The 23,151-nt window shown below is 44.8% G+C and carries 24 protein-coding genes; 3 read left to right on the forward strand and 21 right to left on the reverse strand.

What is annotated here, in order from left to right; translation table 11 throughout:
- Nucleotides 1–64: 64 nt before the first annotated feature.
- The 4 genes from AC58QM_RS05450 to AC58QM_RS05465 form a co-directional block, all read right to left on the reverse strand.
- On the reverse strand, nucleotides 65–1,570 hold the full coding sequence (locus tag AC58QM_RS05450; protein ID WP_497282063.1) for an AAA family ATPase: 1,506 nt from the start codon (nucleotides 1,568–1,570) through the stop codon (nucleotides 65–67).
- Nucleotides 1,563–2,099: a hypothetical protein gene (locus tag AC58QM_RS05455; protein WP_497282066.1), complete on the reverse strand. Its 537-nt coding sequence runs from the start codon at nucleotides 2,097–2,099 to the stop codon at nucleotides 1,563–1,565. Before AC58QM_RS05455 ends, AC58QM_RS05450 begins: the two co-directional genes overlap by 8 nt.
- A 170-nt stretch (nucleotides 2,100–2,269) precedes the next feature.
- Nucleotides 2,270–2,758 (reverse strand): cell wall elongation regulator TseB-like domain-containing protein, encoded by a 489-nt coding sequence (locus tag AC58QM_RS05460; protein ID WP_497282068.1) that lies wholly within the window; start codon nucleotides 2,756–2,758, stop codon nucleotides 2,270–2,272.
- A gap of 42 nt (nucleotides 2,759–2,800) precedes the next feature.
- A complete protein-coding gene (locus tag AC58QM_RS05465; protein ID WP_497282070.1) occupies nucleotides 2,801–4,096 on the reverse strand; it encodes an amidohydrolase in 1,296 nt (431 codons plus the stop codon).
- A gap of 258 nt (nucleotides 4,097–4,354) precedes the next feature.
- Here AC58QM_RS05465 and AC58QM_RS05470 point away from each other — a divergent pair, with 258 nt between their 5' ends.
- Both AC58QM_RS05470 and AC58QM_RS05475 read left to right on the forward strand, forming a co-directional pair.
- The gene (locus AC58QM_RS05470) at nucleotides 4,355–4,981 is read left to right on the forward strand and encodes a DUF47 domain-containing protein (protein WP_310223556.1); all 627 of its coding nucleotides are present in this window, start codon (nucleotides 4,355–4,357) and stop codon (nucleotides 4,979–4,981) included.
- Between the two features lie 59 nt (nucleotides 4,982–5,040).
- Complete coding sequence (locus AC58QM_RS05475; protein WP_497282072.1) at nucleotides 5,041–6,042, forward strand: inorganic phosphate transporter; 1,002 nt, start codon at nucleotides 5,041–5,043, stop codon at nucleotides 6,040–6,042.
- 54 nt (nucleotides 6,043–6,096) lie between these two features.
- Here AC58QM_RS05475 and AC58QM_RS05480 read toward each other — a convergent pair whose 3' ends face one another.
- The 14 genes from AC58QM_RS05480 to AC58QM_RS05545 form a co-directional block, all read right to left on the reverse strand.
- Nucleotides 6,097–6,717, reverse strand: a complete 621-nt coding sequence (locus tag AC58QM_RS05480; RefSeq protein ID WP_497282074.1) for a redox-sensing transcriptional repressor Rex — start codon at nucleotides 6,715–6,717, stop codon at nucleotides 6,097–6,099.
- Nucleotides 6,718–6,720: 3 nt separating this feature from the next.
- A complete protein-coding gene (dinG, locus tag AC58QM_RS05485; RefSeq protein ID WP_497282076.1) occupies nucleotides 6,721–9,579 on the reverse strand; it encodes an ATP-dependent DNA helicase DinG in 2,859 nt (952 codons plus the stop codon).
- A 90-nt stretch (nucleotides 9,580–9,669) separates the two neighbouring features.
- Nucleotides 9,670–10,266, reverse strand: a complete 597-nt coding sequence (locus AC58QM_RS05490; protein ID WP_497282078.1) for a tetratricopeptide repeat protein — start codon at nucleotides 10,264–10,266, stop codon at nucleotides 9,670–9,672.
- 88 nt (nucleotides 10,267–10,354) lie between these two features.
- A complete protein-coding gene (gene panD, locus AC58QM_RS05495) occupies nucleotides 10,355–10,738 on the reverse strand; it encodes an aspartate 1-decarboxylase (protein WP_310223547.1) in 384 nt (127 codons plus the stop codon).
- Between the two features lie 5 nt (nucleotides 10,739–10,743).
- On the reverse strand, nucleotides 10,744–11,613 hold the full coding sequence (gene panC, locus AC58QM_RS05500) for a pantoate--beta-alanine ligase (RefSeq protein WP_497282767.1): 870 nt from the start codon (nucleotides 11,611–11,613) through the stop codon (nucleotides 10,744–10,746).
- A gap of 24 nt (nucleotides 11,614–11,637) precedes the next feature.
- Entirely contained in the window at nucleotides 11,638–12,498 is an 861-nt protein-coding gene (gene panB / locus AC58QM_RS05505) for a 3-methyl-2-oxobutanoate hydroxymethyltransferase (RefSeq protein ID WP_497282080.1), read from the reverse strand.
- 244 nt (nucleotides 12,499–12,742) lie between these two features.
- The gene (locus AC58QM_RS05510) at nucleotides 12,743–13,717 is read right to left on the reverse strand and encodes a biotin--[acetyl-CoA-carboxylase] ligase (RefSeq protein ID WP_497282769.1); all 975 of its coding nucleotides are present in this window, start codon (nucleotides 13,715–13,717) and stop codon (nucleotides 12,743–12,745) included.
- A gap of 395 nt (nucleotides 13,718–14,112) precedes the next feature.
- Nucleotides 14,113–15,399 carry a CCA tRNA nucleotidyltransferase gene (locus tag AC58QM_RS05515; RefSeq protein ID WP_497282082.1) on the reverse strand — a complete coding sequence of 429 codons (1,287 nt, stop codon included), beginning with the start codon at nucleotides 15,397–15,399 and terminating at the stop codon, nucleotides 14,113–14,115.
- Nucleotides 15,400–15,426: 27 nt separating this feature from the next.
- Nucleotides 15,427–16,599: an N-acetyl-alpha-D-glucosaminyl L-malate synthase BshA gene (bshA, locus tag AC58QM_RS05520; RefSeq protein WP_497282083.1), complete on the reverse strand. Its 1,173-nt coding sequence runs from the start codon at nucleotides 16,597–16,599 to the stop codon at nucleotides 15,427–15,429.
- A gap of 19 nt (nucleotides 16,600–16,618) precedes the next feature.
- Nucleotides 16,619–17,311 carry a bacillithiol biosynthesis deacetylase BshB1 gene (gene bshB1 / locus AC58QM_RS05525; RefSeq protein WP_497282085.1) on the reverse strand — a complete coding sequence of 231 codons (693 nt, stop codon included), beginning with the start codon at nucleotides 17,309–17,311 and terminating at the stop codon, nucleotides 16,619–16,621.
- Between the two features lies 1 nt (nucleotide 17,312).
- Nucleotides 17,313–17,732 (reverse strand): methylglyoxal synthase, encoded by a 420-nt coding sequence (locus AC58QM_RS05530; RefSeq protein ID WP_310223535.1) that lies wholly within the window; start codon nucleotides 17,730–17,732, stop codon nucleotides 17,313–17,315.
- A gap of 25 nt (nucleotides 17,733–17,757) precedes the next feature.
- Nucleotides 17,758–18,561 carry a 4-hydroxy-tetrahydrodipicolinate reductase gene (gene dapB / locus AC58QM_RS05535; protein WP_497282086.1) on the reverse strand — a complete coding sequence of 268 codons (804 nt, stop codon included), beginning with the start codon at nucleotides 18,559–18,561 and terminating at the stop codon, nucleotides 17,758–17,760.
- A 16-nt stretch (nucleotides 18,562–18,577) separates the two neighbouring features.
- Nucleotides 18,578–19,102 carry a tetratricopeptide repeat protein gene (locus tag AC58QM_RS05540; RefSeq protein WP_497282087.1) on the reverse strand — a complete coding sequence of 175 codons (525 nt, stop codon included), beginning with the start codon at nucleotides 19,100–19,102 and terminating at the stop codon, nucleotides 18,578–18,580.
- 64 nt (nucleotides 19,103–19,166) lie between these two features.
- Complete coding sequence (locus tag AC58QM_RS05545) at nucleotides 19,167–19,505, reverse strand: nucleotide pyrophosphohydrolase (RefSeq protein WP_497282771.1); 339 nt, start codon at nucleotides 19,503–19,505, stop codon at nucleotides 19,167–19,169.
- Between the two features lie 117 nt (nucleotides 19,506–19,622).
- Between AC58QM_RS05545 and AC58QM_RS05550 the strand changes: the two genes are divergently transcribed.
- A complete protein-coding gene (locus tag AC58QM_RS05550; protein ID WP_497282088.1) occupies nucleotides 19,623–20,498 on the forward strand; it encodes a YitT family protein in 876 nt (291 codons plus the stop codon).
- 68 nt (nucleotides 20,499–20,566) lie between these two features.
- Here the strand turns inward: AC58QM_RS05550 and AC58QM_RS05555 are convergent, their stop codons facing one another.
- The 3 genes from AC58QM_RS05555 to AC58QM_RS05565 all read right to left on the reverse strand — a co-directional run bounded on the left by AC58QM_RS05555 (nucleotide 20,567) and on the right by AC58QM_RS05565 (nucleotide 23,140).
- A complete protein-coding gene (locus AC58QM_RS05555; protein WP_497282089.1) occupies nucleotides 20,567–21,445 on the reverse strand; it encodes a sporulation protein YpjB in 879 nt (292 codons plus the stop codon).
- Nucleotides 21,446–21,499: 54 nt separating this feature from the next.
- Nucleotides 21,500–22,159, reverse strand: a complete 660-nt coding sequence (locus AC58QM_RS05560; RefSeq protein ID WP_497282091.1) for a DUF1405 domain-containing protein — start codon at nucleotides 22,157–22,159, stop codon at nucleotides 21,500–21,502.
- Nucleotides 22,160–22,249: 90 nt separating this feature from the next.
- On the reverse strand, nucleotides 22,250–23,140 hold the full coding sequence (locus tag AC58QM_RS05565) for a c-type cytochrome (protein WP_497282092.1): 891 nt from the start codon (nucleotides 23,138–23,140) through the stop codon (nucleotides 22,250–22,252).
- Between the last annotated feature and the right edge of the window lie 11 nt (nucleotides 23,141–23,151).

A 23,151-nucleotide genomic window follows, 5' to 3' on the forward strand; every position in this document is an offset into this window, starting at 1 on the left:
TATATGTATAAGTACGGCCCTAGGTAAAGACAAGAACCGCTGGCCTAATTGGCCAACGGTCATATTATGCACTTTGAGATACCGAGGCGTCAAATAAGGCGCGAAATGTATCCCCTGAGAGTACTTCTTCTTTCATCAAAATTGCAAAAGCATGCTCGAAAATACCGCGTTGCTCATCTAACATTTTCTTTGTTCTTAGCATTAATGCATCCAGAATGGCTGCATTTTCTTTCATGAGTTGTTCTTTCGTCACCATATCACGATCAATGATACCTAAGCTGGTTAGTCCAGCGTCCATCATGTTACGAACCATAGAAAGGGACTGTTCAAAATCGTTTCGTGAACCCGTGCTTCGACCACCATAAATCATTTCTTCGGCGGCAGCTCCACCAAGGGCAATCATGATTTGATCTTCGATATAATCCTTCGTATACAAATAATGATCCTGCGGGGGATTATGACGAACATAGCCTAATGCTTTACCCCGTGGGCTAACAGTAACCTGTGAAACAGAACCTGGTCTAACTAGCTCTGCAATAATAGCATGGCCTAATTCATGATACGCCACACGTTCTTTCTCTTCATTCGCCGTTTCTTTATCTGTTCGTTCACCCATCATCACTTTATCGATCGCTGAAGCCAAATGTGGCTGCTCAATCGCTGGCTTATCTTCCCGCATTGCATAAATAGCCGCTTCATTCAACACGCCTTCTAGCTGTGCACCCGAGAAACCAAAAGTTTGTTCCGCCGTTATATCCAATGTAACACCTTCTGCCAAGGGCTTATTTTTGGCATGGATATGGAGAATAGCTAAGCGGCCCTTTTTATCTGGCAAATCTACCTCAATGTGACGGTCGAAACGCCCTGGACGCAGCAAAGCGCTATCGAGCATTTCTTTTCTGTTGGTGGCAGCAATAATTAGGATGCGCGGCGCATCATTGGTATGAATGCCATCCATCTCCGTCAATAATTGATTCAAGGTTTGGTCATACTCACGCTGTTGACCCCCATCACGCTTACCGCCGATAACATCAATTTCATCAATAAAAATAATAGCATTATCCTTGCCCTCTTTAAGCGCACGCGTTCTAGCCTCATTAAATAAATCTCTGACCCGGCTTGCACCAACACCCACATACATCTCCACAAATTCACTGCCTGAAGCAGCCATATAGACGGAATTCGTATAATGAGCTGCTGCTTTCGCCATTAAAGTCTTCCCTGTACCTGGAGGCCCCGTTAGAAGTAGACCTTTCAGTGGACGAATACCTAACTTTTTAATTTCCTCATGCTTAATTAGAAAATCGAGAGCTTCCATCAATTCTTTTTTCGCTCGATCTTGTCCACCGATTTCATCAAATGTCAAAAAAGACGGAGTCCTATTTTTACTTTTACGATCTCCGCCGCCTGCAGCAGCTCCGATACCACCGCGAGTTTTCATCATATAGAATAAAGAAACACCAAGCGCACTAACAAAAATAATGGGCAGCACATTCACACCTTGAAAAGCTAAAAACACGAGTAGAACAGGTACAAATCCAATGCTTATCTCTTTATATATTTTACTCATTCGGCCACACTCCGATCTGGGAGACTCTTGGCAGCATGATAAATTTCGTCGCATCACCATCTGTTAAACGGATATATACGTTGTGTTCATCCATCTCACTATCTACTTTCATTGTAGGCACACCATCTGCATACTTCTGTAAAGTTGTTGGAATATCCGCATAATGCTTCGTTTCCATCGCTTGCGCTACTTCAAACAAAGCTTTGGACCACCATTGATCCAGCTTCTCCGAGGATTGATTCTTAATCGATATATTCACAGAACGCTTCCCAATGTTCGACGCGCCATCTTGCTTAATTAATTCTACAACTTGCCGTAAGTTTGCATCAGGCTTGAGTGTCAACTCAATATCCACTTGATTGGAAGTTAGCTTCATCGTGGAATCCGTCACTCCTGGCGCACGATTAATGATATTGGATAGTGGATTTTCCACTGCAAAGCTTGTATAGGCGAACCAGCCACCGAAAAGTACACCTGCTGAAATAATCACACTAAAAATCACAGGTAAAACGCGCAGCTTCATCTTCATGGATTGGCGTCCACCTTTCTGTAATGATTTATTTTGTATATCCCAAAAAGCTATACGATCAGTATATCACTTTATATACACGATCTGCCTTATGCAAACAGTGGAAACCGCAGAAAAAAGAGTAAACAGCATCTAACACGTGCTTTAAAATAGAAAAAAACTCAACCTTCTTATTGAAGGCTGAGTCGATAGGTATCCAAAAACGTTCCATCTTTGAAGGCATAATAATCATAGAAATAACGTGTACCTCTATCATCCTTCGTCTTATAAAACACTTCCCATACATAATCATTTCCTAATCTTCCTGGCATAACACGTTCAATTTCACTACTCGGTGCTTTCGTCATGACAGCTGCGCGGGCTTGCTCCTCTGTGAAAGCTTCGTCCGTTATCTCCGTATGAACTTCTTGATCTGACACCCAAGCAATTAATCGCTGTCCTAGCTTATTTTCACCGTATACAATTTGATAGGCCGCATCACCATAGAAAAAATCAACTTTGGAGGCTTTTGTCATCATACTGCCCTCGTAAGCTTTCTCTACAGCAACATGTTTCTCATCCCAGTGTTCATTCTGTATATTGAGGTAGAATCGGCCAAGCACAACACCTAGCGTTAGTACGATAAAAATGCCAAGTGTAATCGTCCGCTTCGCATTCATGAACGCCGCGCACCTCCCCACATGCTCTTACTCCGCATTCATTTAACCAATGAGTTTATCGAAGCTAAGTTCAAATTCACGTTTAATTTTCTCTTCATCAAGCGTCAAGCACTCACCTTTGCGTACGATCCAATTCCCGTCTACACAGACATCTACAACGTCTTTCGCACAAGCCGAGTACACAATGTGAGAAACGAAGTCTGTCTTCGGTAAGAAATGGGGTTGATCGATGTCTAATGCGATGAAGTCTGCTTTCATGCCCGGTTCAAGCAGTCCAACGTTATCCAACCAGATGGATTCTGCTCCCATACGCGTACCTAGCAGCAAAGCTTCCCTCGCCGGTACAGCCAATGGATCTCCGGATACCCCTTTATGAATAAGTGCTGCCAAACGCATTTCTTCAAACATATCCAAATTGTTGTTAGAAGCCGCACCATCTGTGCCTAACGAAACCTTGACTCCTGCACGCAGTAATTCTGGAACACGCGCTACTCCACTCGCCAGTTTCAAATTGCTTCCTGGGTTATGGGAGACACGTACATCATATTTACTAAGAATCGCGATTTCTTCATCATTCAAATGAACACCATGCGCAACCAGAGTTGGACGTGTAAACACACCTAGCTTTTCCAAGTGAGCTACTGGACGTGCCCCGTACTGCTCTACATTGCCTTCAACTTCACGTCGTGTCTCCGACATATGCGTATGAATGGGCAAATTAAGATCATGGGCAACTTGTACAATTCGCTCGATATAATCAGGAGGACATGTGTATGGTGCATGTGGTGACATCATCGTTGTAATTCTGCCATTTGCTTTCTCGTGCCAATTTGTCGCGAACTCCGTTGCTTCCTTGAGCTTTGCTGTTTGAACATCAGGTGGGCAAAGACCGATAACACCGCGAGTTAATACGCCGCGCATACCGGAATCTTCTACAGCAAGGGCTACTTCATTCATATGGTCATACATGTCGACAAATGTCGTCGTGCCGCCCTTGATCATTTCAAGGATCGACAACCGTGTTCCCCATTTCACGTCTTGCGAAGTGAATTTCCCTTCCATTGGCCACATTTTTTCCTCTAACCATACTTGAAGGGCTAAGTCATCCCCATACCCGCGAAGCAGTGACATCGCAGCATGTCCATGTGTATTCACAAGTCCAGGCATATACAATTTATTTGTCCCATCTATCACTTCATCATAATTTTCTAACGGTTCTGGGACTTCTGCTCCCAAGTATGTAATTTGACTGCCTTCGATTACCATACAGCCCTTGATGGATGTTTTGTCTTCCTTATTAGTAATAAAAATACCATTTGAAATTAATGTTTTTTTCATAGTAAAAAACCCTCTCTATGCTCATTCTATAAACAGCTACTGCTCCATAAACTTTACATCTTCAGGCTTGTAAAATCAAGGAAGCCGAGCGCGATTTCAAAGATGTTGAGAAATTGTAAATTGTCACGGAATTTTCGTTGCTTTAGCACTAATGAGTATGATACTTTAAACCTTGTGAGTTTTTTCTACAATTTGGTCTTTTTCGATTAACAAATTCGTTTAAAAACTTGTACATATAGTAAAAATTAGGAGGATTCTATGACAACGTTATTCACCAGAAAGAATGAAGTCGATTTCTTGCAACTTCTCATTCGTGCTGCAGAGAACGCTCTAGAAACAGCTCAACTGTTTCGCACAGCGATGATGGGTGAAAAACCCCCAATTGAATATGTCAAAGCGATTCATGATCTGGAACATGCAGGTGACTCGATTACCCACGACATCTTCAGAGGTCTGAACAAAGTATTTATCACCCCAATCGATCGGGAAGATATTATGGTTCTTGCTTCCAAAGTAGATGATGTTACAGACGGAATTGAAGCAACAATTGCTCGTTTCGACTATTTGAATGTCTCTCATACGGATTCTTATATGAAAGATTTCTCAGGTGTAATTGTTGACTCTTGTCAGCATATGTTGGATGCCTTCAAGTTATTGGCTAAGAAAAAATATATGCAAATTCCGGAACATACCGTAGCCATAAATAAGCTGGAAAATGATGGAGACCGCTTGATGCGCGAAGGGATCCGCCAAATTTTCATCACGCGTAAAGATGTGTACGAAGATTTTAAACTCAAAGAAATTTATGAGCGCCTTGAAGAAACAACTGATGCTTGTGAGGATGTCGCTAACATTCTAGACAGTGTAGTACTTCGTTATTCTTAAGACGAGATGTCTTGGTGTACGAGGAAAGTTTTCCAATTGGAAAACGCTAGGAGGAATTCATGTTAACTTATTTGATCATTATCGTTGCATTAGCACTGCTATTTGATTTCATCAACGGTTTTCACGATACAGCTAATGCGATCGCAACTTCGATATCTACGCGAGCATTAAGCCCGCGGGTAGCTATTTTCATGGCAGCTTCACTTAATTTTGTAGGCGCCATGGTATCTTCCGAAGTAGCCAAAACAGTTGGTGGTAGTATTGCGAATCCAGCCAAAATCGAAAATGGTGTTGAAGTTGTTATTGCTGCTTTACTTGCCGCCATTATTTGGAACCTGCTCACCTGGTATCTATCGATTCCGTCTTCTTCCTCCCATACACTGCTTGGTTCCTTAGCTGGAGCAGTTATTGCGGGTGCTGGATTCAATGGCGTGAATTGGAGTGGATTCACTCAAATTATTATTATTCTGATTCTGTCACCGATCATTGCTTTCATATTGGGTTATCTCATCATGGTGTTGATCAAATATATCGTAATTTGGTCAGGTAATACGTCCAGATCTAAGCTAAATCGTGGATTTCGTACGTTACAAATCCTGTCTGCCGGATTACTTTCCTACTCACATGGTGGAAATGATGCACAAAAAGCGATGGGGATTATCGTATTTGGTCTCGTGGCGGCTGGGGTTCAAGATGATTTGAATGTACCGCTCTGGGTGAAAATTGCTGCAGCTCTCGCGATGGGTCTTGGTACATCGATTGGTGGATGGCGTATCATTAAAACCGTGTCCGGTAAAATTGTCAAAATTGAACCCATTAACGGTTTCGCGGCAGACTTAACATCTTCGATTGTTATTCAATTCTCAACGTTCATTGGTAAACCATTGTCAACGACTCATGTTATTTCCTCCGCAATCATCGGAACAGGAAGTGTCATGCGTTTCCATGAAGTACAATGGGGTACTGTAGGTCGCATGCTCATCACTTGGATTATTACGATTCCAATTTCCATGGTGCTAGCCTACTCATTGTACTTTGCGATTTTCCGCTTGATCATGTAATCAAACAAAAGGCACGACCCGCTGAAGCTGCGCGGGCCGTGCCTTTTTTTCTTTTTAATCCAAGTAGTAAGCCAAGCTCTGCAGCTCTGTCGTGAAATCGGCATAATGCACTCGGACATCTGGCGGTACTTTAATAATGACGGGAGCAAAATTCAATATCGCTTCAATGCCACAGGCAACGAATTCATTGGCCACATTTTGCGCCTCATTTGCTGGCACTGTTATAATACCAATCCTCACACCAAGGTCAGACAAGACCGATTTCATTTGGTCCATCGGCAGCACGACCAAGTTATTTATAACCTCACCTGTTTTAGAAGGCATGGCATCGAATAAAGCGACAATTTTCATATCATTCCGTAAGTAGGTATTATAATTGCAAAGGGCCCTCCCCAAGTTGCCGGCTCCTACGAGTGCAACTTGGATATGTCGATCCAATTTCAGTATCTGCCGAATCTTCTCAATGAGATAATTGATGTCATAACCGATTCCTTTTTTACCAAACTCACCGAAATAAGCTAGATCCTTACGTATTTGAGCTGGATTTAGATCCAGCTTCTGACCTAAATCCTGAGAAGACACAGTCGATACATTGTTCATTTGCAATTCATTCAGATAACGCAAATAGATCGGTAAACGACGGACAACGGCTTCTGAAATTTTTTGTGTTTTCACGTATTAGGCTCCTCCCATCCACTGCTCGATCCTCGGTAACATTTGTTCACATGTCATGTGCTCGATCTTCGGACCAGGCAACGAGTAGAGGAAATGCTTGCCATAATACGTTTCAATAACACGTGTATCATAGATGATAACGATCCCTTTGTCAGACGCTCTCCGAACAAGACGACCAAAGCCCTGCTTAAACCGAATGACGGCTTGTGGTACAGAGAATTTCATGAAAGGATTTTCATTCCGCTTCTTAATATTTTCACACTTCGCTTCCACGAGTGGATGATTCGGCGGCTGGAACGGTAGACGGATGATCGCCAGACAACTAAGCGCATCGCCAGGGATATCTACGCCTTCCCAGAACGAGCTTGTGCCCAGCAGCACGCACATTTTGTTATCTTGGAACATGCGTGTCAGCTTACTCCGATTGCCGCTGTCCACCCCCTGTCCAAGCACGGTAATGCCATGCTGGCTCAGCTTCTCTTTCATGCCTGCATGCACGAGCTTCAACATTCGATTCGACGTACATAGCACTAGCATACGCCCCTTCGTCACTAGCGCAACATCGCTGAGCGAAGCGATCAGGGCATCAATGAATACAGGATCTCCTGCTCCCTTAATCGTGGGAAAATCACGCGGAATCACAACCAGAGCTTGCTCCCGATAATTAAAGGGAGATGGCAATTGAACGGTTTTCAACTTGCCGGATTCTTCATCCTCTGGAATAGCTAATCCTAATTGCTCGGCCGAGTATTGGAACGATTTATTCACCGAAAGTGTCGCAGAAGTCAGAATGATACTATCCTTCGTTTCAAAGAAATGCTGTTGCAGCAAGCTGCTTACATCAGTAGGAACGGAGTTCAGCTGAACCGATTTGGCTTTGGCGTAAGTACCCGCTTCAATCCAATACACATAGCCTTCATCCGCCATTTTCATAAAGAAGTGCAGGGCGTCACGATGCGCATACAATTCTTTCACTGTGCCGTTCAGATCGGTAACTAGCCCTTGAACCCCTAGTCCATCCTGTTGTTCTTTCAATTCATTCAACAATTTATCCAATGTTCGCAACAGATCATTCGCATTCAGATAAATATTATCCTCCATAATCAGCAGCTCACGCCAATTCGCAGGCAACGTATCTGACTTCAAACGCAGTACATACTGCGAATTCTCCGATTGTGAAGGGTCGCTTTTGGAGGATACCAATTCGTAAAGCGCTTCGCTTAATCGCTCCCAGTCTTCTTTAATTGAAATGATTTTGGGAAACAATCCATCAATCGTGTTACTCCATGCCGCTGCACGCTCCCCAGCCTCGTCCGATTTTTGTAATCGGAACCGAAGCATAGGAAGCTGACCACTCCGATTATCCTTGTACAGCCACAATAAGGAATGATAGAAAGCTGAAGCATGCAGCTCGATACCCAAGTGCTTACTCGCCACTTCTTCAAAGTGATGCGCCTCATCAATGACAAGGTGCTTGTAAGACGGTAGAAGGCGGTTCTCAGCCTTCATATCCGTAAAAAGGAGGGAATGGTTCGTGATGATCACATCGGCCGTGTTGGCATCATTACGCGCGCGGTGGTAGAAGCATTTTTTGTACCAAGGACACATCCGATTTAAACAGGAGTCCGTATCACTCGCAACCGAATACCAGAATTGAGCGCCTTTATTCCCAAAGTGCAGCTCCTCTTCGTCCCCATGCTCCGTTTCGCTTAACCAAACCACCATTTGAGCAGCGGTGATTGGGTCTTCCCTGCCATTCTCATAATCCCGCGTGGTCAGCTTAGTTTCAAATTTACGCAGGCACAGATAATGACTCCTACCCTTGAGCACAGCCGCTTTGAAAGGAACTGGGAAAATTTCTTTTAACAAAGGAATATCCCGCTCTCGCAGCTGCTCCTGCAGATTAATCGTATGCGTGGAAACAACTACTTTCTTCTCATATTTCAAGCCGTAATAGATCGATGGGATCAAGTATCCTAAAGATTTCCCCGTACCTGTTCCCGCTTCGATCATCAAATGCTGATCCGCTTCCAATGACTTTTCGACTTCGAGAATCATTTGATCCTGAGATTCACGATCTTCGTAGACCTCAAATTTTTGCTGCAACGCGGACTTTAACCCCTGCTGAAACGCTTGAAAAGAAGTGCCTAGCGCTTGTGTCACTTCGTACTCTGTACGCAGTTCCTCATCTTCGCCCCAATCCGTCACATTCAAAGTAAATTGACGGAAGTAGCGATTCGTTTCCATATCGACACTAGTCACTGACTCTTTATATAAACAAATTTCATCCAGAAACCAGCCTAAATCGGTATTACCGTTTTCGAAAATTTGGTTCAACCTTTGTACGGTTAATAGCGGCAATCCTAATAAACGGTCCAGACAATGAATCCAAATCAAAGCCGTCACTTCCGCATCACTATCCGCTTGGTGGGGCCTCTCATGATCAATGCCAAACAAAGCAGCAACCATGCTGAGTTGAAGACTTGAGATCGATGGGAATAAAATACGTAGCATATCCATCGTATCGAGCACGCGTCCTGAGAAAGGAGGATACCCCGTTCTCGTTAAGCCTCGTTGTAGAAAAGACAAATCAAATGCTGCTTGATGCGCGACTAACACACAATCAAACAGCAACGGGAACATGTCTGACATAACCTGATCGAGTGAAGGTGCATCGGCAACCATCTCGTTCGTGATCCCTGTTAAAGTTGTAATCGAAGAAGGTATACTAATCCCTGGATTTACCAGAGAAGTATACCTGTCTGTAATTTCAAATTGATCTATGATGACGAGTCCAACCTGTATAATTTCGTCCCCAGGCTGACTTCCTGTCGTTTCAAAATCCAAAACTGCAAATTTCATAACGTCTATCTTCAATCCCTTCGTCCTACACTTCTCCTAGCATACCAAATCTAATTAGGAAAAGGGAATACCTTGTTTTACCGTTTCGGGTTAGGACTCATCAAGATTGATTAGTGGCTCCATACAAGAGGGGTCGGTATGATAGGCTTTTTGAAAATACTCGAAAGCTTTCTCTAAGTTCTGGTTCTGCACTTGGATACAACCCATGGCGTTATAAGAAATAGCTTTCATCTTCGTATTATCCGTCAATGGAAGCAAGAATTTGAAGTGCTGATACGCATCCCCAAACTCTCCTTTGCGCAAATGCCCCATCGCTAAATATACGCGTGCTAACAAGAAATCCGGTTGCCTTTGGATCAACACTTCGAATTCTTTAATCGCTTGATCATACATGTACAACTTGTAGTATCCTTGCCCACGCATGAACTCTTCGGTTTGCTTGCCAGACATATCGAGTTCCATCAGCTCGTCATGTAAAGTTTTGGTACTGATGGTCGGCTCCGCCCCATAGAACTTTCCCAGCTTCTCCTCAAATAGCAGCCACGCCTCGATGAATTCATCACTCATCGTCTTCAACACTTGCAGTTGTTCGTCAAGCTCTGCCTTTTTCTCCACATCGCTGTTCGGATATTCCTTCTGGATTTCTTCCAAAACCTCATTCATTGTGGAAAATAAATGCTTAAACATTTGGCATCCCCACCTTTGCTTCGAAAGCTTACCCTCATTCTTTGTAAACTAAGACGATTTCATGCATGCAAGTGGTTCTACCCCTATCTTAAAGAACAGTGGAGTGCTCTTCTTCCTTCAGCAATTGAGCAACCGTGTTGTTCGCTCCCATAATAGCAATCGTTGGATGGTGCTTCTTAGCTTCTTCATCACTCATCATGGCATAAGAAACGATAATTACCGTATCTCCTGTTTGGACCAGTCTTGCTGCTGCGCCATTTAAACAAATGACACCTGTGCCGCGCGGCCCCGGTATAATGTAAGTTTCAAGACGTGCACCATTGTTGTTGTTCACAATTTGCACTTTCTCATTCGGAAGCATATCCACTAAATCAATTAAATCCTCATCAATCGTGATACTGCCGATATAATTTAAATTCGCCTCTGTAACCGTGGCGCGGTGGATCTTAGCTTTCATCATTGTGCGAAACATAGACGTCACTTCCTGACTTGTAGAATAAGATTATCAATTAAACGTGTTTTCCCGAACTTTACAGCCAGAGCAATAATAAGAGTAGAAATAGAATGGCTATGTTCAAAAGGCTCTAAAGTTGGGTAAGACAGTACTTCAGCGTAGTCAATAACGGCTAATGGCGCCGTTTGTATATGTGCACGGACAAGACTTTCTATTTCTTGTGAGGTAAAAGAATCCAGTGGCTGGCTTTCGATGAACGCCTTCGCTTTCTGCAGGGACTGCGACAATACTAGCGCTTGTTGACGCTCATCCTGAGATAAATACACATTACGGGAGCTCATCGCCAAGCCATCCTTTTCACGAAGGGTTGGGCAAGGTACGATTTCTACCGGAATATTCAAATCCCGCACCATCTGCTCAATGACCGCAACTTGTTGGGCATCTTTTAGCCCAAAGAAAGCTTGATCCGGCTGAACCATATGAAACAGCTTACTTACAACCGTAGCTACACCATCAAAATGGCCTGGCCGTGAAGCCCCACATAGCCTAGTGGTCACTTCCGCTACACTGACATTCGTTCGTATCGGTGTAGGGTACATCTCCTCTACGGATGGCATGAAAACAATGTCCACGCCCGCTGCCTCGGCTACAGCCAAGTCTTTCTCTGCATTGCGCGGATAACGTTCAAAGTCTTCACCAGGACCAAACTGCAGCGGATTCACAAAAATGCTTAATACCACCAAACCACTTTGTGAACGTGCCTTGTTCAGCAAGCTAGCGTGACCCTCATGTAGAAAGCCCATCGTCGGCACGAACCCGACCGATTGATCGTTCTTCCGTCGATATGCCTTTATTCGAGCTCGCAAATCGGCAATTGTCTGAACAACTTCCATGGTATGGATCGCTTCCATCGCCAATCACTCCTTATCGCCGTATAGATATTGAACAACATCATTGTCCATATGAAATGTATTTTCTTGCGCCGGGAACGTCCGCGCCTTCACTTCTTTCACATATTCACCAATACCCGTACGGATAGTTTCCCCTACATTTGCATAAGCTTTTACAAACTTTCTGGGAGTACTGTCAGAACCATACTGCAACAAATCGTGGTACACCAGAACTTGCCCGTCGCAATGTACACCAGATCCAATTCCGATTGTAGGGATCGATAGCTGCTTCGTGATCCACGCGGCCAATTCATCGGTTACGAGCTCCAAAACGACCGCAAATGCTCCAGCTTCCTCGATCGCTTTAGCATCACTCAGAAGCTTCTTTGCTTGCTCTGAGCTGCGACCTTGAACACGGAAGCCGCCCAATTGGTGAACCGACTGCGGTGTTAATCCCAAATGGCCAACCACAGGCACACCTGCTTCTGTAATGGCCTTCACCGTAGCCGCTATTTCAGCCCCGCCTTCCAATTTAACCGCCTTAGCGCCACCTTCACGCATTAAACGCCCGACACCTTGCAACGTTGCGTCCAAGCTGCCATGGTACGTTAAGAATGGCATATCCGCGACGACAAACGTATTCGCGGCGCCGCGTACAGCTGCTCGCGTATGATAGACCATGTCATCCAAGGTAACAGGCAACGTAGAATCATAGCCTAGCACGACATTCCCCAGAGAATCACCTACTAGAATGACATCAATACCAGCTTCCTCTGATAAACGTGCGGAGGGATAATCATAAGCCGTCACCATCGTAATCGGTACGCCGTCCTGCTTCATTTTTCTCATCTTTGCTGTCGTTAGCGCCTTACGTTGTTCCACAGTCATCCCAGCTTCCTCATATAAAATAAAAAACCTTTTAGCTAAGAGCTAAAAGGAACGCATGCAGAAAGAATCAATGATCCCTCTGTCTCGGTCCAATAAGGCTCAGAGCAGAATCCAACATCTTGTTTCAAACGTTATTTCGTTGTCGAGATTGACACCCAACTTACAAGTGCAGTTCCTATAAGGATACCGCCTTATGCTTCTATTATACCAAAGCTTGCTCCTGGAGGATACCCTTTATCTCCCACTACTTTAGTTCAATGTCACCAGAGTAAATTTTAATCCGCTCACCTGAGGCAGTAATAACGGTCAAAGCTCCCGTATCATCCAAGGAATCTGCGATACCTTCAATAAAGCCAGATGGCGTTGATGTCCGGATTGGTCTCTTCAATGTGACACTTAGAGCTTCCCACAGCAGACGGATGGGGGCAAAGCCCTTCTCCAAATAAAGAGCATACATCTCTTCAAATTCCAAAAGGAAAGCTTGTACTAAGCCCTCGCGTGAAACCTCGCTACCGGATTCAATCGCTAAAGAAGTTGCAATCGAACGAAGTGCTTCCGGATAATCCTCTACAGACAAATTCACACTGATGCCAATACCTGCGATGACATATTTCAAACGTTCATCCTCACCGCTGCTTTCCAGCAAAATACCACTGACCTTCTTCCCTTTAATCAGAAGATCATTCGGCCATTTGATGCCGATCTCCACGTGACATACTTTTTGAATGGCCCGACAAAGGGCAACCGCACTAAGTAAAGTTAACTGAGGCATGAAGTACACAGGAATACGCGGGGTCAAAATAAGACTCATCCAGATCCCCTTACCCGAAGGAGAATGCCAGCTGCGCCCCATTCGACCTCTTCCTGCCGTCTGCCTTTCCGCAAGCACAATCGTGCCCTCAGCCGCCCCTGAGGCGACGAGCTGATGTGCAATCGTCTGGGTCGAGTCGACTTCATCGTAAATATGTACTTTCTGACCAAGTACCTTTGTCTTCATCCCGTTCAATAACTCGCTAACCCGCCACTTTGCCGGCTTACTCAGCAGACGATACCCTTTGCGTGGGGCCGCTTCGAACGCATACCCCTCCTCACGCAGTTCTTCGATATGCTTCCAAATGGCCGTTCGGCTCACACCCAGCCGTCGACTGATCTCCGCTCCGGATACATACGTCTCAGGAGCTTCCTCAAAAAGCTCTAAAATTCGTTCATTCATACGAATTCACTCGCAATCTTATAGTTTGATCTATAGTAGCGCAGGGTTGCGCTTGATTTCTAATTCAATTTATTAGCTAATTCAGCGTACAAGATACCTCTGGCTTAACTGACTACCTCACGAACCATTTTTCAAATAACTGGATTTTATGTAGTTATTTTGAATGAATGAAAAACCACCAAAATCGTAAATAACTGGATTTTATGTAGCTATTTTCGATGAATTCTGCCTTTTTCACATCATAGGTATTCATTAGCTGGATGTTTTACAGTTAAATGCAATTTCAAGTTAAATACATGAAAATTAAATGTAGTTCTTACAGTTATTCGATTTCAACAATGCGTAGAATGGCTCCCATCCCATCGTCGTCGCCATTCAAAAAGAAAAACCGCACAGCGCTGCTACTTCGCAGCCTGCGCGGCGTAAATCAGAGCTTCGCGCTCATTCGGGATTTCCCCGAGAGCCGCTCGCTCGAGCAGATCCTGCAGCAGCACGCCCATCCATGGGCCCGGCTGCTTCTCAAGTGCTGCCGCCACATCCTGGCCGGATATGGCGAGTTCCTTCAGGCTGAAGCAGGGGACCTCCTTCAGCCAAGCCTCTCCGCGCCGCAGCAGCTCCGGCGCCGTCTCAGCCAAGAAGCGCGCCAATTGGCCGCGCTTCCCATCCACCTGCGGCAGCTCGCGCAGCAGCCGCAAGAACGCGCGGGCTGCGGCTTCGCCGCGGCGCACCGCGCCAAGCTTCCAGACCCGCTCCAGCGGAGCCGGGTCCTCGGCAACCATCTGCGCGGCGACAGCGTCGCGCAGCGCAAGCACGCCCGCGACCGCAGCGGCGTCGGCGCGGGAGAAGGTCAGCTCCTGGAGCGCCTCGCGGACAATGTCCGCTGGCACCTCCAGGAGCATCAGCAGCATGGCCCAGCGGTCATGCTGCGCCTCCAGCGCGCTGACAACGTCCAGCGCGTCGTCCCAGGCGAGCCAAGCCTCAAAAGGCAGCGGAAGCTGCTTTTTGAGGTAGGCCAGCAGGCCGCTCGCCAGCAATAGCCGCACAGCCCTCGCAGGGGCTGGGCCTTCAACCATGCGCTGCAGCTCGCTGCGGACGCGTTCCATCGCAATATGACGCAGTAACGGTGCTTTCGCCAGCAGCGCTTGCCAAGTGCTTTCCTCGATCTCTAGATCGTAGCTCGAGGCGAAACGAATACAGCGAAGCATGCGCAACGCATCTTCGCCGAATCGTTCCTCCGGTACGCCTACGCATCGGAGGATACCCGCGGCCAGATCCCCTTGGCCGCCAAAAGGATCCTGCAGAACGCCAGCCCGATCCATGGCCATCGCGTTCATCGTGAAATCCCTTCGTTGTAAATCCTCGGTTAAATCTGAAATAAATGCGACAGAGGCGGGTCGACGAAAGCCCTCGTACGCAGCTTCTTTACGAAAGGTCGTTACCTCATAGGTTTCCTGCGCGATTAGTACAGTAACTGTCCCATGTTGAAGACCCGTCGGAACTGTACGTTGAAAAAGCTCAATAACCTGATTTGGAAGCGCAGAAGTTGCGATATCAATATCTTTTATTGGCCTTCCAAGAACTGCATCTCGCACACAACCACCGACCAAATAAGCCTCAAATCCAGCTTCCACCAGTGTCGACAATACCTCTGCAGCTCCTGGATCATGCAATCCCTTACGAACTTCCAACTTCATTCTCCTATCCGATTCGCATCCTTACTGACAAGAAGATGCTGAAATACGGTGTGATTCAGGGAGTTCTCTCCCTAGCACACGATAATAAATTTCTTCATATTGGACCGTAGTAATATCGTTACAAAACGTATAACGCGCACGATTCAAACAATTTTGCGCCATTTGTTCGTACATCACTTGATTTTTCAGCAAATTAATCGCGTATGTAGCCATTTGGTCCGTATCTCCGACTTCCGCCAAAAATCCAGTTTCACCATGTGTAATCAACTCGGGTATACCACCCGCATTGGATCCAATGGTTGGCACAGCACAAGCCATTGCTTCTAGTGCAACCAGACCGAAACTTTCTTTCTCAGAAGGAAGCAGCATCACGTCTGCAAGAGAAATAACTTGAGCGACGTCATCCTGTTTACCGCAGAAGGTTACTTTATCTGATAGCCCAAGCTCCTTCACCTTCGATATCATTTTCGAAAGATCCGGACCTTCCCCAACAAATAAAAGTCGAGACGGTACTTCCTTACTAACCTTGGCAAAAATGTCCACCACATCCTGCACGCGTTTCACAGGTCTGAAATTGGAAATATGAATCAGTATTTTTTCATCTGGTCGCGCGAACTCGCCTCTTAGCTTCGATATATCTCGCGGGTAATACACCCGTTTATCTACAAAGTTATACGTCAAATCAATATCACGATCGATGGCTAGCAATTCTCGTGTTTCTTTGATCAGATCTTTGGAAACAGCCGTTACGGCATCACTTTCATTAATGGCATAGCGAATAAGATCTGATATCGATTGATCCTGCCCCAATACCGTTATATCTGTGCCGTGGAGCGTTGTAACAACCTTGAGATTCGAACCAACCATTTGCTTTGCTAGCAACGCACATACAGCATGCGGAATCGCATAATGCACATGCAGTAAATCAAGCTCCTCCATTTTGGCAACCTGAGCTAATTTACTGGCAAGTGAAAGATCGTAAGGCGGATAGCGGAAGACGTAATATTGACTCACTTCCACTTCATGATAAAAAATATTTTTATGAAATTTGCCTAAACGAAAAGGCATGCTATGTGTTATAAAGTGAACTTCGTGTCCTTTTTCAGCCAATAACTTTCCTAATTCAGTCGCAACAACTCCTGAACCGCCCAAAGTCGGATAACAGGTAATACCAATTTTTAATTTGTCTTTCATCTGTCACACCTCTTTCCGATCAATCAAAATGTTCTATCACCAAGGGGAGTTTGGAAACGAACCCTTCCGCGTACGTCAATTGACGTCTCTGACCCATAAGTCGATCACGAGCTTCAACGCGCTCGACATAACCTTGATTGAGTGGCGTCACAACCGAATTCGCACCCGTTACAAATTGTGACTGGTACGCACGGAGTGCGTCCATTTTTTTATCATATGTATCTGTTACATCTACAATCGCACTAGCTTCGTAAACATCATTAATAAAATAAAATAATAATTGTTCCACATTTACTGCTTCTGTTTCAGGTAAATATTTACGCAGCTTCGCATTAAAAACAGCTTCCTGTACGAGCATGGAACACGCGATATGATCGGGATGACGATCTTGCCAATATGGCGCGAACACGATCCGCGGACGAAACTTTCTAATTTCTTGTGTAATGCGTTCAATGTTCTGCGCAGTGATGAACAAACCGCGATCCGGCAAACCAAGATTTGTACGGGCTGCTACGCCTAGTATTTTGGCAGCTTCTGCTGCTTCTTCTAATCTCGTTTCAACCGTACCATTCGAAGACATTTCGGCATAGGTCAGTTCGCAGAGTCCAACTCGAAGCCCACGCTCTGTATGTTTCGCAATTGTTGCACCCATCCCAATCTCAGCATCATCTGCATGGGCACCAAATATGAGAATATCAACATGTTCACTCATATTACTCAATACCTGGCTTATATTTATGTACGAGTTCTCTCCACGCGAAATCTCCGCGGTCTAACGCTCTCACTAGCAGTTCTGCTGTCGCAATGTTGGTTGCGCATGGAATCCCCTGCACATCACACAAACGAAGCAAAGCAATGATATCAGGCTCGTGCGGTTGTGCCATTAGTGGATCTCGCAAGAAAATGATGAAATCCATCTCATTTTCTGCCACCATCGCACCAATCTGCTGATCCCCGCCTAATGGACCTGACATAAATCGATGAATACTTAATTTGGTATTCGCCATAATGCGTGTACCTGTCGTGCCTGTTGCATATAGTTTGTGCCCCTCGAAAACATGCTCATAAGCAGTAACGAAATTCACCATCTCATCTTTTTTCCGATCATGGGCAATAAGCGCGATGTTTAACATCTGACTTCCACTCTCCTAGGGGTCTCTAATCTATAAAATGCTCAAATCCATAAATCATTCCGGTATATGTCATCACTTTACGAACCGCGATAGCTACACCTGGCATGTAGGCAGCACGATCGTAAGAGTCATGTCGAATTTTGAGCGCTTGGCCTTGCTCAGCCATAATGACTTCTTGTTGGGCAAATACACCTGGCAAACGTACACTATGTATTCTGAATCCATTGTAATACCCACCGCGTGAACCTTCAATTGTTTCTTCTTCTTTCGGATTCCCTTGCTTAATTTCTTCTCGCACTTCTGAAATCATTTCAGCGGTCTTAACAGCTGTACCAGATGGTGCATCTAGTTTTTGATCACCGTGATATTCAATAATTTCAAGATGCGGAAAATATTTAGAGGCTTGTGCAGCAAATCTCATCATTAGGATTGCCCCAATGGAGAAATTCGGTGCAATTAATCCCCCTATTTTGTTATCTCGACATAGCATGTCCAAGTCAGCAATAGCCTGAGGGGTGAAGCCCGTCGTTCCCATCACGGGGCGAATCCCTAGGCGAATCGCAAGATTTGTATGTGAAACCGCTGTTTGCGGTCCTGTAAAATCAACTAACACATCGGGTTTGGATTCAATAAGTACTTTTTCAATATCGTTCCCCATCAGTATCCCGCATTCTTCCATGCCCACCATTTTCCCAAGATCAATCGGGCCAGAGGTACGACTTACCCCTGCTACTAACTCCATATCGGATTCACGCAGTACGGTCTTGACGACCTCCCGCCCCATTCTTCCACTTGCTCCGATGACTGCTACGCGTATTGGACGCTCCATAATATGATGATCTCCTTTATCTTTGTTTCGGGCCCTGCTCAGACTTCATTTTAATCTGATAAATCGCGGCATGTTGTTTCGCAAGCTCGTGATGCGGCTCCAATCGAACAGCCTCCATAACGGTTTGATAAGCTCTTGTATAATCCTTGCGCATAGCGAAGGCTTCACCTAGAATAAGATACGCCTCAATGGCTAGCGGATCAAGTACAATCGCTTCTTTTAGCAGGAATATAGCACGTTCCGCATGCGCCGACTGATTCGTAAGCTGTCTTCTGGCTTGTTCAACCAGCTCACGTGCATTTAACACTTGCAAATGGAAGCGAAACGCCTCATTCGTCGGTTCTAGTTCAATCGCCTTTGATGCATGTTCCACAGCTTTGCTGAGTTTATTGCTTCTCGCGAAAGTAATGGATAATTTGTGGTGATAGGCAGCATTGTTTGGTTCTTCAGCTATTGCTTTTTCAAACCATTCAATGGCCTTTTCAAAATCATGCCCAAGTATGGATTCGTATGCTTTCTGTATTTGATTTTCTCCATTCATCTGCCCATCCTCCTTTGCCATAAGCGGTTTTCCCGACTAGTGGGGATGGTTTAGTTTATGAAGATCAATTCGTTTCGGTGTTTATTTTAGTCCAACGCCCTGCATCGCGGGTATTAAACTTGTGCATGATTTTGTCATGCGCTTCGGTCAGATCAATGCCAAGTGAATTCGCAAAGCAGATCGTGATGAACAAAATATCACCAAGCTCCAATTCAATTGAATTGTCCGCTTCTGTACTCTTTTTCGGTTTTTCACCGTAAGAATGATTCACCTCACGAGCTAATTCACCCACTTCTTCTGACATTCTCGCCAGCATAGCGAGTGGACTGAAATATCCTTCTTTGAACTGGGAAATATAAGTATCAACCTCTTGTTGCAGGTCTTTTAGTGAACGTTCTGACATTGGCATCCTTCTTTCCATCATCTTCACAAAGGTTATCCTCCTTATGTTAAACTAAACGAGAAAAGTTGACAAATTTTTTGTTACACCAGAATGTATTTTAGGCATGGAGGAATTCACATGATTTTCAAAGAAAGGTTCGCTGATCAGTTTCTTAATGTGGTAGGCATTCTGATTGGAACCGCTATTTATGCGTTTGGTTTGCATTATTTTGTCATTTCCAATGAACTGATGGAAGGCGGATTAACAGGGATATCGCTGTTGCTCAAATATGTGTTAAATGTTCCGCCTTCCATCTCTACACTCCTCTTTAATATCCCTTTATTTTACTTAGGATGGCGTAATTTCGGCAAAGGTCCCATGCTTTATACGATCTTCGGCGTTATTTGTCTTTCGCTCTTTCTTTGGGTGATGGAGCGGCTGATCCATATGGGCTGGTTAATCCCTTTTCACACTACACAAGATTATTTCCTAGCAACCCTTTATGCAGGCATAACGCTTGGAACTGGACTTGGGCTCGTCTTCCGGTTCGGAGGAACAACGGGTGGTTCTGATATTTTGGCTCGTATCGGACATAAAAAAAGAGGTTGGAGTGTCGGACAAGTCATCCTCATTATCGATGTTATCGTGATTGGCTCTTCCTTCTTATATCTGCCAAAAGAAAAAGTGCTCTACTCCCTAGTAGCCGTCTTCGTTACTTCTCGACTCATTGATTACATATCCGAAGGTGCTTATGCTGCGAAAGCATTTACAATCATCACGGAACAGCCGAGTGTCTTAGCAGAGTCCATTACCAAAGTATTAGATCGTGGTGTAACGCTCTTCCCAGCTCGTGGTGCCTATTCTGGCAACACCAAGGAAGTGGTTTATTGTGTGGTATACCGACATGAAACCAGGCAACTGCGAGAGCTCATTCATGCCGTAGATCCACGGGCCTTTATCATTGTTGGAGATGTACATGAAGTCATTGGTGAAGGATTCAAAACCATACAATAAAAAAACTACAAATGAATGACAAAAAGTGGGTTAAGCAGCTCTCTCCGAGCAATCTTAACCCACTTTTATTATCTATTTTCGCTTTCCTTTGTTTGCTTAACAGGTACGATGTGACGGCCGGACTGGTACATTTGCCAACCAACATAGGATAGCACTCCTATTATAATGACACCTATACTGAGTGACCAGATAATAGGTTGTTTCGGATCCGTAAGGGGCACGTAGGCCAGAGCATCTTTATGTTTCATAAATAGTTCATCCAACACTTGATTCAGATGAACAATGCCGCCTTCTATCTGTTTTATCGGCATTGGTTTCGTGTTTACTTGGGTTCGGAGGAAGACAATTATCGAATCTAACTTCTCTACCGATCCAGCGTCGCGACTAATAATTAATGAGGGATGAATAATAGCTATATGCTGAGAGAGTTTACTGAATTCAGCGATCGCTTCCTGCTGTTTATTGGCTTTCACTTGCTGACTTAACAGCTGACTATCATTTCGCAGCACCTTATCATATTGCAGCCACATTGGCTGGTTCTTATGGGAGAGTGCATCTGTTGCAAGACGAATTTTGGCTACAGCTACTTGTCCGTCTGTCGGCGAGTAATTGACCGCATTATATACGCGCTTTGCCTCTGTGACTGTTTCCGTCAAAGCGTTCAAGCCCTCAATGGACGTAATTCCTTCAAATGAGATCTTCGGAATTTGATCGGATAGTTGAATTAACTTATTTCTTGCCTCTGGAATTTGTCCCGACATCGTTAACGTATACATTTCCTCAGCAATTTGATTCAGAAATGTAATCCGCTCTACTTGTGCGGGGTCAATGGGTTTACTAACTTGTCCGACTGATCGGCTGCTTGCTCCACAAGCTGCAAGTATACACAGCACAAGTCCGAGTAAGAAAGTCGCCGCTATCCCTCTCACCACTCTATTGAAAAACATGGGACATCCCCTCCTTCACCATCATCATATGGAGGTTCGTCCCACTTTAGACCATCAGGTGTTCGCTTTCAACATTTTTTTCTCTCTTACCATAAGACACGTGATCGCAATCCAGATTCCAATGATACTTAAACATATTGTGAAGAATTGAATTGTACCTAAATAAGGATGAAGCTCACGCTGTAACCTCGGGAAGACCCCTCGCTCATAATCCATGAAATCATTCCAAAAGGTCCAGATTCCCACAAGGACAATAGCCGGCATGCGAAACGAAAACCAGCGTACAAATAACAGCGCTTCCACAGCCATTGCCAAATGTGAAGCAGTTAACATCCATCCATCCCAGCCCACGGCTGCTCCTTGCCAAGCTCCTGCCCAGATCATCGTAACTGCCCAAATCCCATACTTAAACGAAGTGATGAGACCGAAAGCTTCAATGAATCCGCGTATGGCCTTAGAAAGCTTCGTTGTTGCTCTAGGTCGAGCGTGATCCCAGATCAAATAGCCAACGGATAGTGTGAAAAACAAGCTTGCTGTAGGGCTATCCGGTACAAATAACACATACCAGACTGGACTTTCGGCAATCGTATCTACCATTTGTATCCAGTACCATTCATAGCCATAAATGGTTCCTAACAAATTACTGATGAAAAGCACCCATAGCATTTTCTTACTAAGTAAGAAGTCCCTGCTCCAAAAGTAGGAAACAGACATGTAGGCTCCTCCTTAAAAATCAATATTGAAACGTAGACTGTTATATTTTTTCAAAAAAAACCTGATCACTTTCGCGATCAGGTTTCATTGTTATTGCGTTTTTTGTTTGGATAACCAATCAGCAAGTTTATCGATATCCGCATCCGTCAAACCTTTATCAATATTAGGCTTATACATGGCAGGCATGTTGCCTTTACCATTTTTGATAATGCCCATGATATCTTCTTTCGTATGCGTATCGCCAGTACCTAGTAAAGCAGGTACTCCTGAAGCTGGCATTCCTTTTAACTGCGCTCCGTGACATGCTAAGCAAGTTGCTTTGGCATAGATCGCAGCACCTGGATCATCAGCAGCAACGATTGCCGCTGCTTTTTTCGTTTCTTTCTTCGCGCCTTCGCCAGCTGCTCCACCTTTGTTAGCGTGCATTTCTTCTTCACGCTTAATGTGCTCTGGAATAATGTTTTTCTCTTTAAGCTCAACTTGGTAATGAGCCCATGACGTGTACGTAAGGTATGTACAAGCGACCAAAGATAGAATCATAAGGCTTGAAGCAATTGGTCTTCTATAAAAACGACGTTCTTTGCCCGTATCCAAGAATGGAGCCAGCAACAAACCACCAAATAGTAAACCTGGTACTACAACCGCTCCAAGAACAACATAATCACCCGATGTATATGGATACTTCAGCAATTGATACATGAACAAGAAATACCAGTCAGGCATCGGAATAAATGCTGTGTTCTTAGGATCCGCAGGATAACCTAACGGAGCTGGGTCGGACATTACTAGAACTAGCATACCGACCAAGACAACGACACCAACCATCCACTCTTTCAACAAGAAGTTTGGAATGAAGGCTTCTGATTTACCTGGGTAAGCAGAGTAATCTCTCGGAATGAGTCGTTGTTCTTGCGTTTTCTTAATTACGCGGGAATCCCCAACGTAAACGATTTTTTCATCAGACTTATGACCATGCGCCACGCTATTCGCCC

The sequence above is a fragment of the Paenibacillus sp. J22P165 genome, assembly GCF_059692015.1.

What these genes read in the sequence shown, in the direction of transcription:
- AC58QM_RS05450 (WP_497282063.1), bottom strand. Translation starts at nt 1,570, where the DNA reads ATGAGTAAAATATATAAAGAGATAAGCATTGGATTTGTACCTGTTCTA.
- AC58QM_RS05455 (WP_497282066.1), bottom strand. Translation starts at nt 2,099, where the DNA reads ATGAAGATGAAGCTGCGCGTTTTACCTGTGATTTTTAGTGTGATTATT.
- AC58QM_RS05460 (WP_497282068.1), bottom strand. Translation starts at nt 2,758, where the DNA reads ATGAATGCGAAGCGGACGATTACACTTGGCATTTTTATCGTACTAACG.
- AC58QM_RS05465 (WP_497282070.1), bottom strand. Translation starts at nt 4,096, where the DNA reads ATGAAAAAAACATTAATTTCAAATGGTATTTTTATTACTAATAAGGAA.
- AC58QM_RS05470 (WP_310223556.1), top strand. Translation starts at nt 4,355, where the DNA reads ATGACAACGTTATTCACCAGAAAGAATGAAGTCGATTTCTTGCAACTT.
- AC58QM_RS05475 (WP_497282072.1), top strand. Translation starts at nt 5,041, where the DNA reads ATGTTAACTTATTTGATCATTATCGTTGCATTAGCACTGCTATTTGAT.
- dinG (WP_497282076.1), bottom strand. Translation starts at nt 9,579, where the DNA reads ATGAAATTTGCAGTTTTGGATTTTGAAACGACAGGAAGTCAGCCTGGG.
- AC58QM_RS05490 (WP_497282078.1), bottom strand. Translation starts at nt 10,266, where the DNA reads ATGTTTAAGCATTTATTTTCCACAATGAATGAGGTTTTGGAAGAAATC.
- panD (WP_310223547.1), bottom strand. Translation starts at nt 10,738, where the DNA reads ATGTTTCGCACAATGATGAAAGCTAAGATCCACCGCGCCACGGTTACA.
- panC (WP_497282767.1), bottom strand. Translation starts at nt 11,613, where the DNA reads ATGGAAGTTGTTCAGACAATTGCCGATTTGCGAGCTCGAATAAAGGCA.
- panB (WP_497282080.1), bottom strand. Translation starts at nt 12,498, where the DNA reads ATGACTGTGGAACAACGTAAGGCGCTAACGACAGCAAAGATGAGAAAA.
- bshA (WP_497282083.1), bottom strand. Translation starts at nt 16,599, where the DNA reads ATGAAAGACAAATTAAAAATTGGTATTACCTGTTATCCGACTTTGGGC.
- bshB1 (WP_497282085.1), bottom strand. Translation starts at nt 17,311, where the DNA reads ATGAGTGAACATGTTGATATTCTCATATTTGGTGCCCATGCAGATGAT.
- AC58QM_RS05530 (WP_310223535.1), bottom strand. Translation starts at nt 17,732, where the DNA reads ATGTTAAACATCGCGCTTATTGCCCATGATCGGAAAAAAGATGAGATG.
- dapB (WP_497282086.1), bottom strand. Translation starts at nt 18,561, where the DNA reads ATGGAGCGTCCAATACGCGTAGCAGTCATCGGAGCAAGTGGAAGAATG.
- AC58QM_RS05540 (WP_497282087.1), bottom strand. Translation starts at nt 19,102, where the DNA reads ATGAATGGAGAAAATCAAATACAGAAAGCATACGAATCCATACTTGGG.
- AC58QM_RS05545 (WP_497282771.1), bottom strand. Translation starts at nt 19,505, where the DNA reads ATGTCAGAACGTTCACTAAAAGACCTGCAACAAGAGGTTGATACTTAT.
- AC58QM_RS05550 (WP_497282088.1), top strand. Translation starts at nt 19,623, where the DNA reads ATGATTTTCAAAGAAAGGTTCGCTGATCAGTTTCTTAATGTGGTAGGC.
- AC58QM_RS05555 (WP_497282089.1), bottom strand. Translation starts at nt 21,445, where the DNA reads ATGTTTTTCAATAGAGTGGTGAGAGGGATAGCGGCGACTTTCTTACTC.
- AC58QM_RS05560 (WP_497282091.1), bottom strand. Translation starts at nt 22,159, where the DNA reads ATGTCTGTTTCCTACTTTTGGAGCAGGGACTTCTTACTTAGTAAGAAA.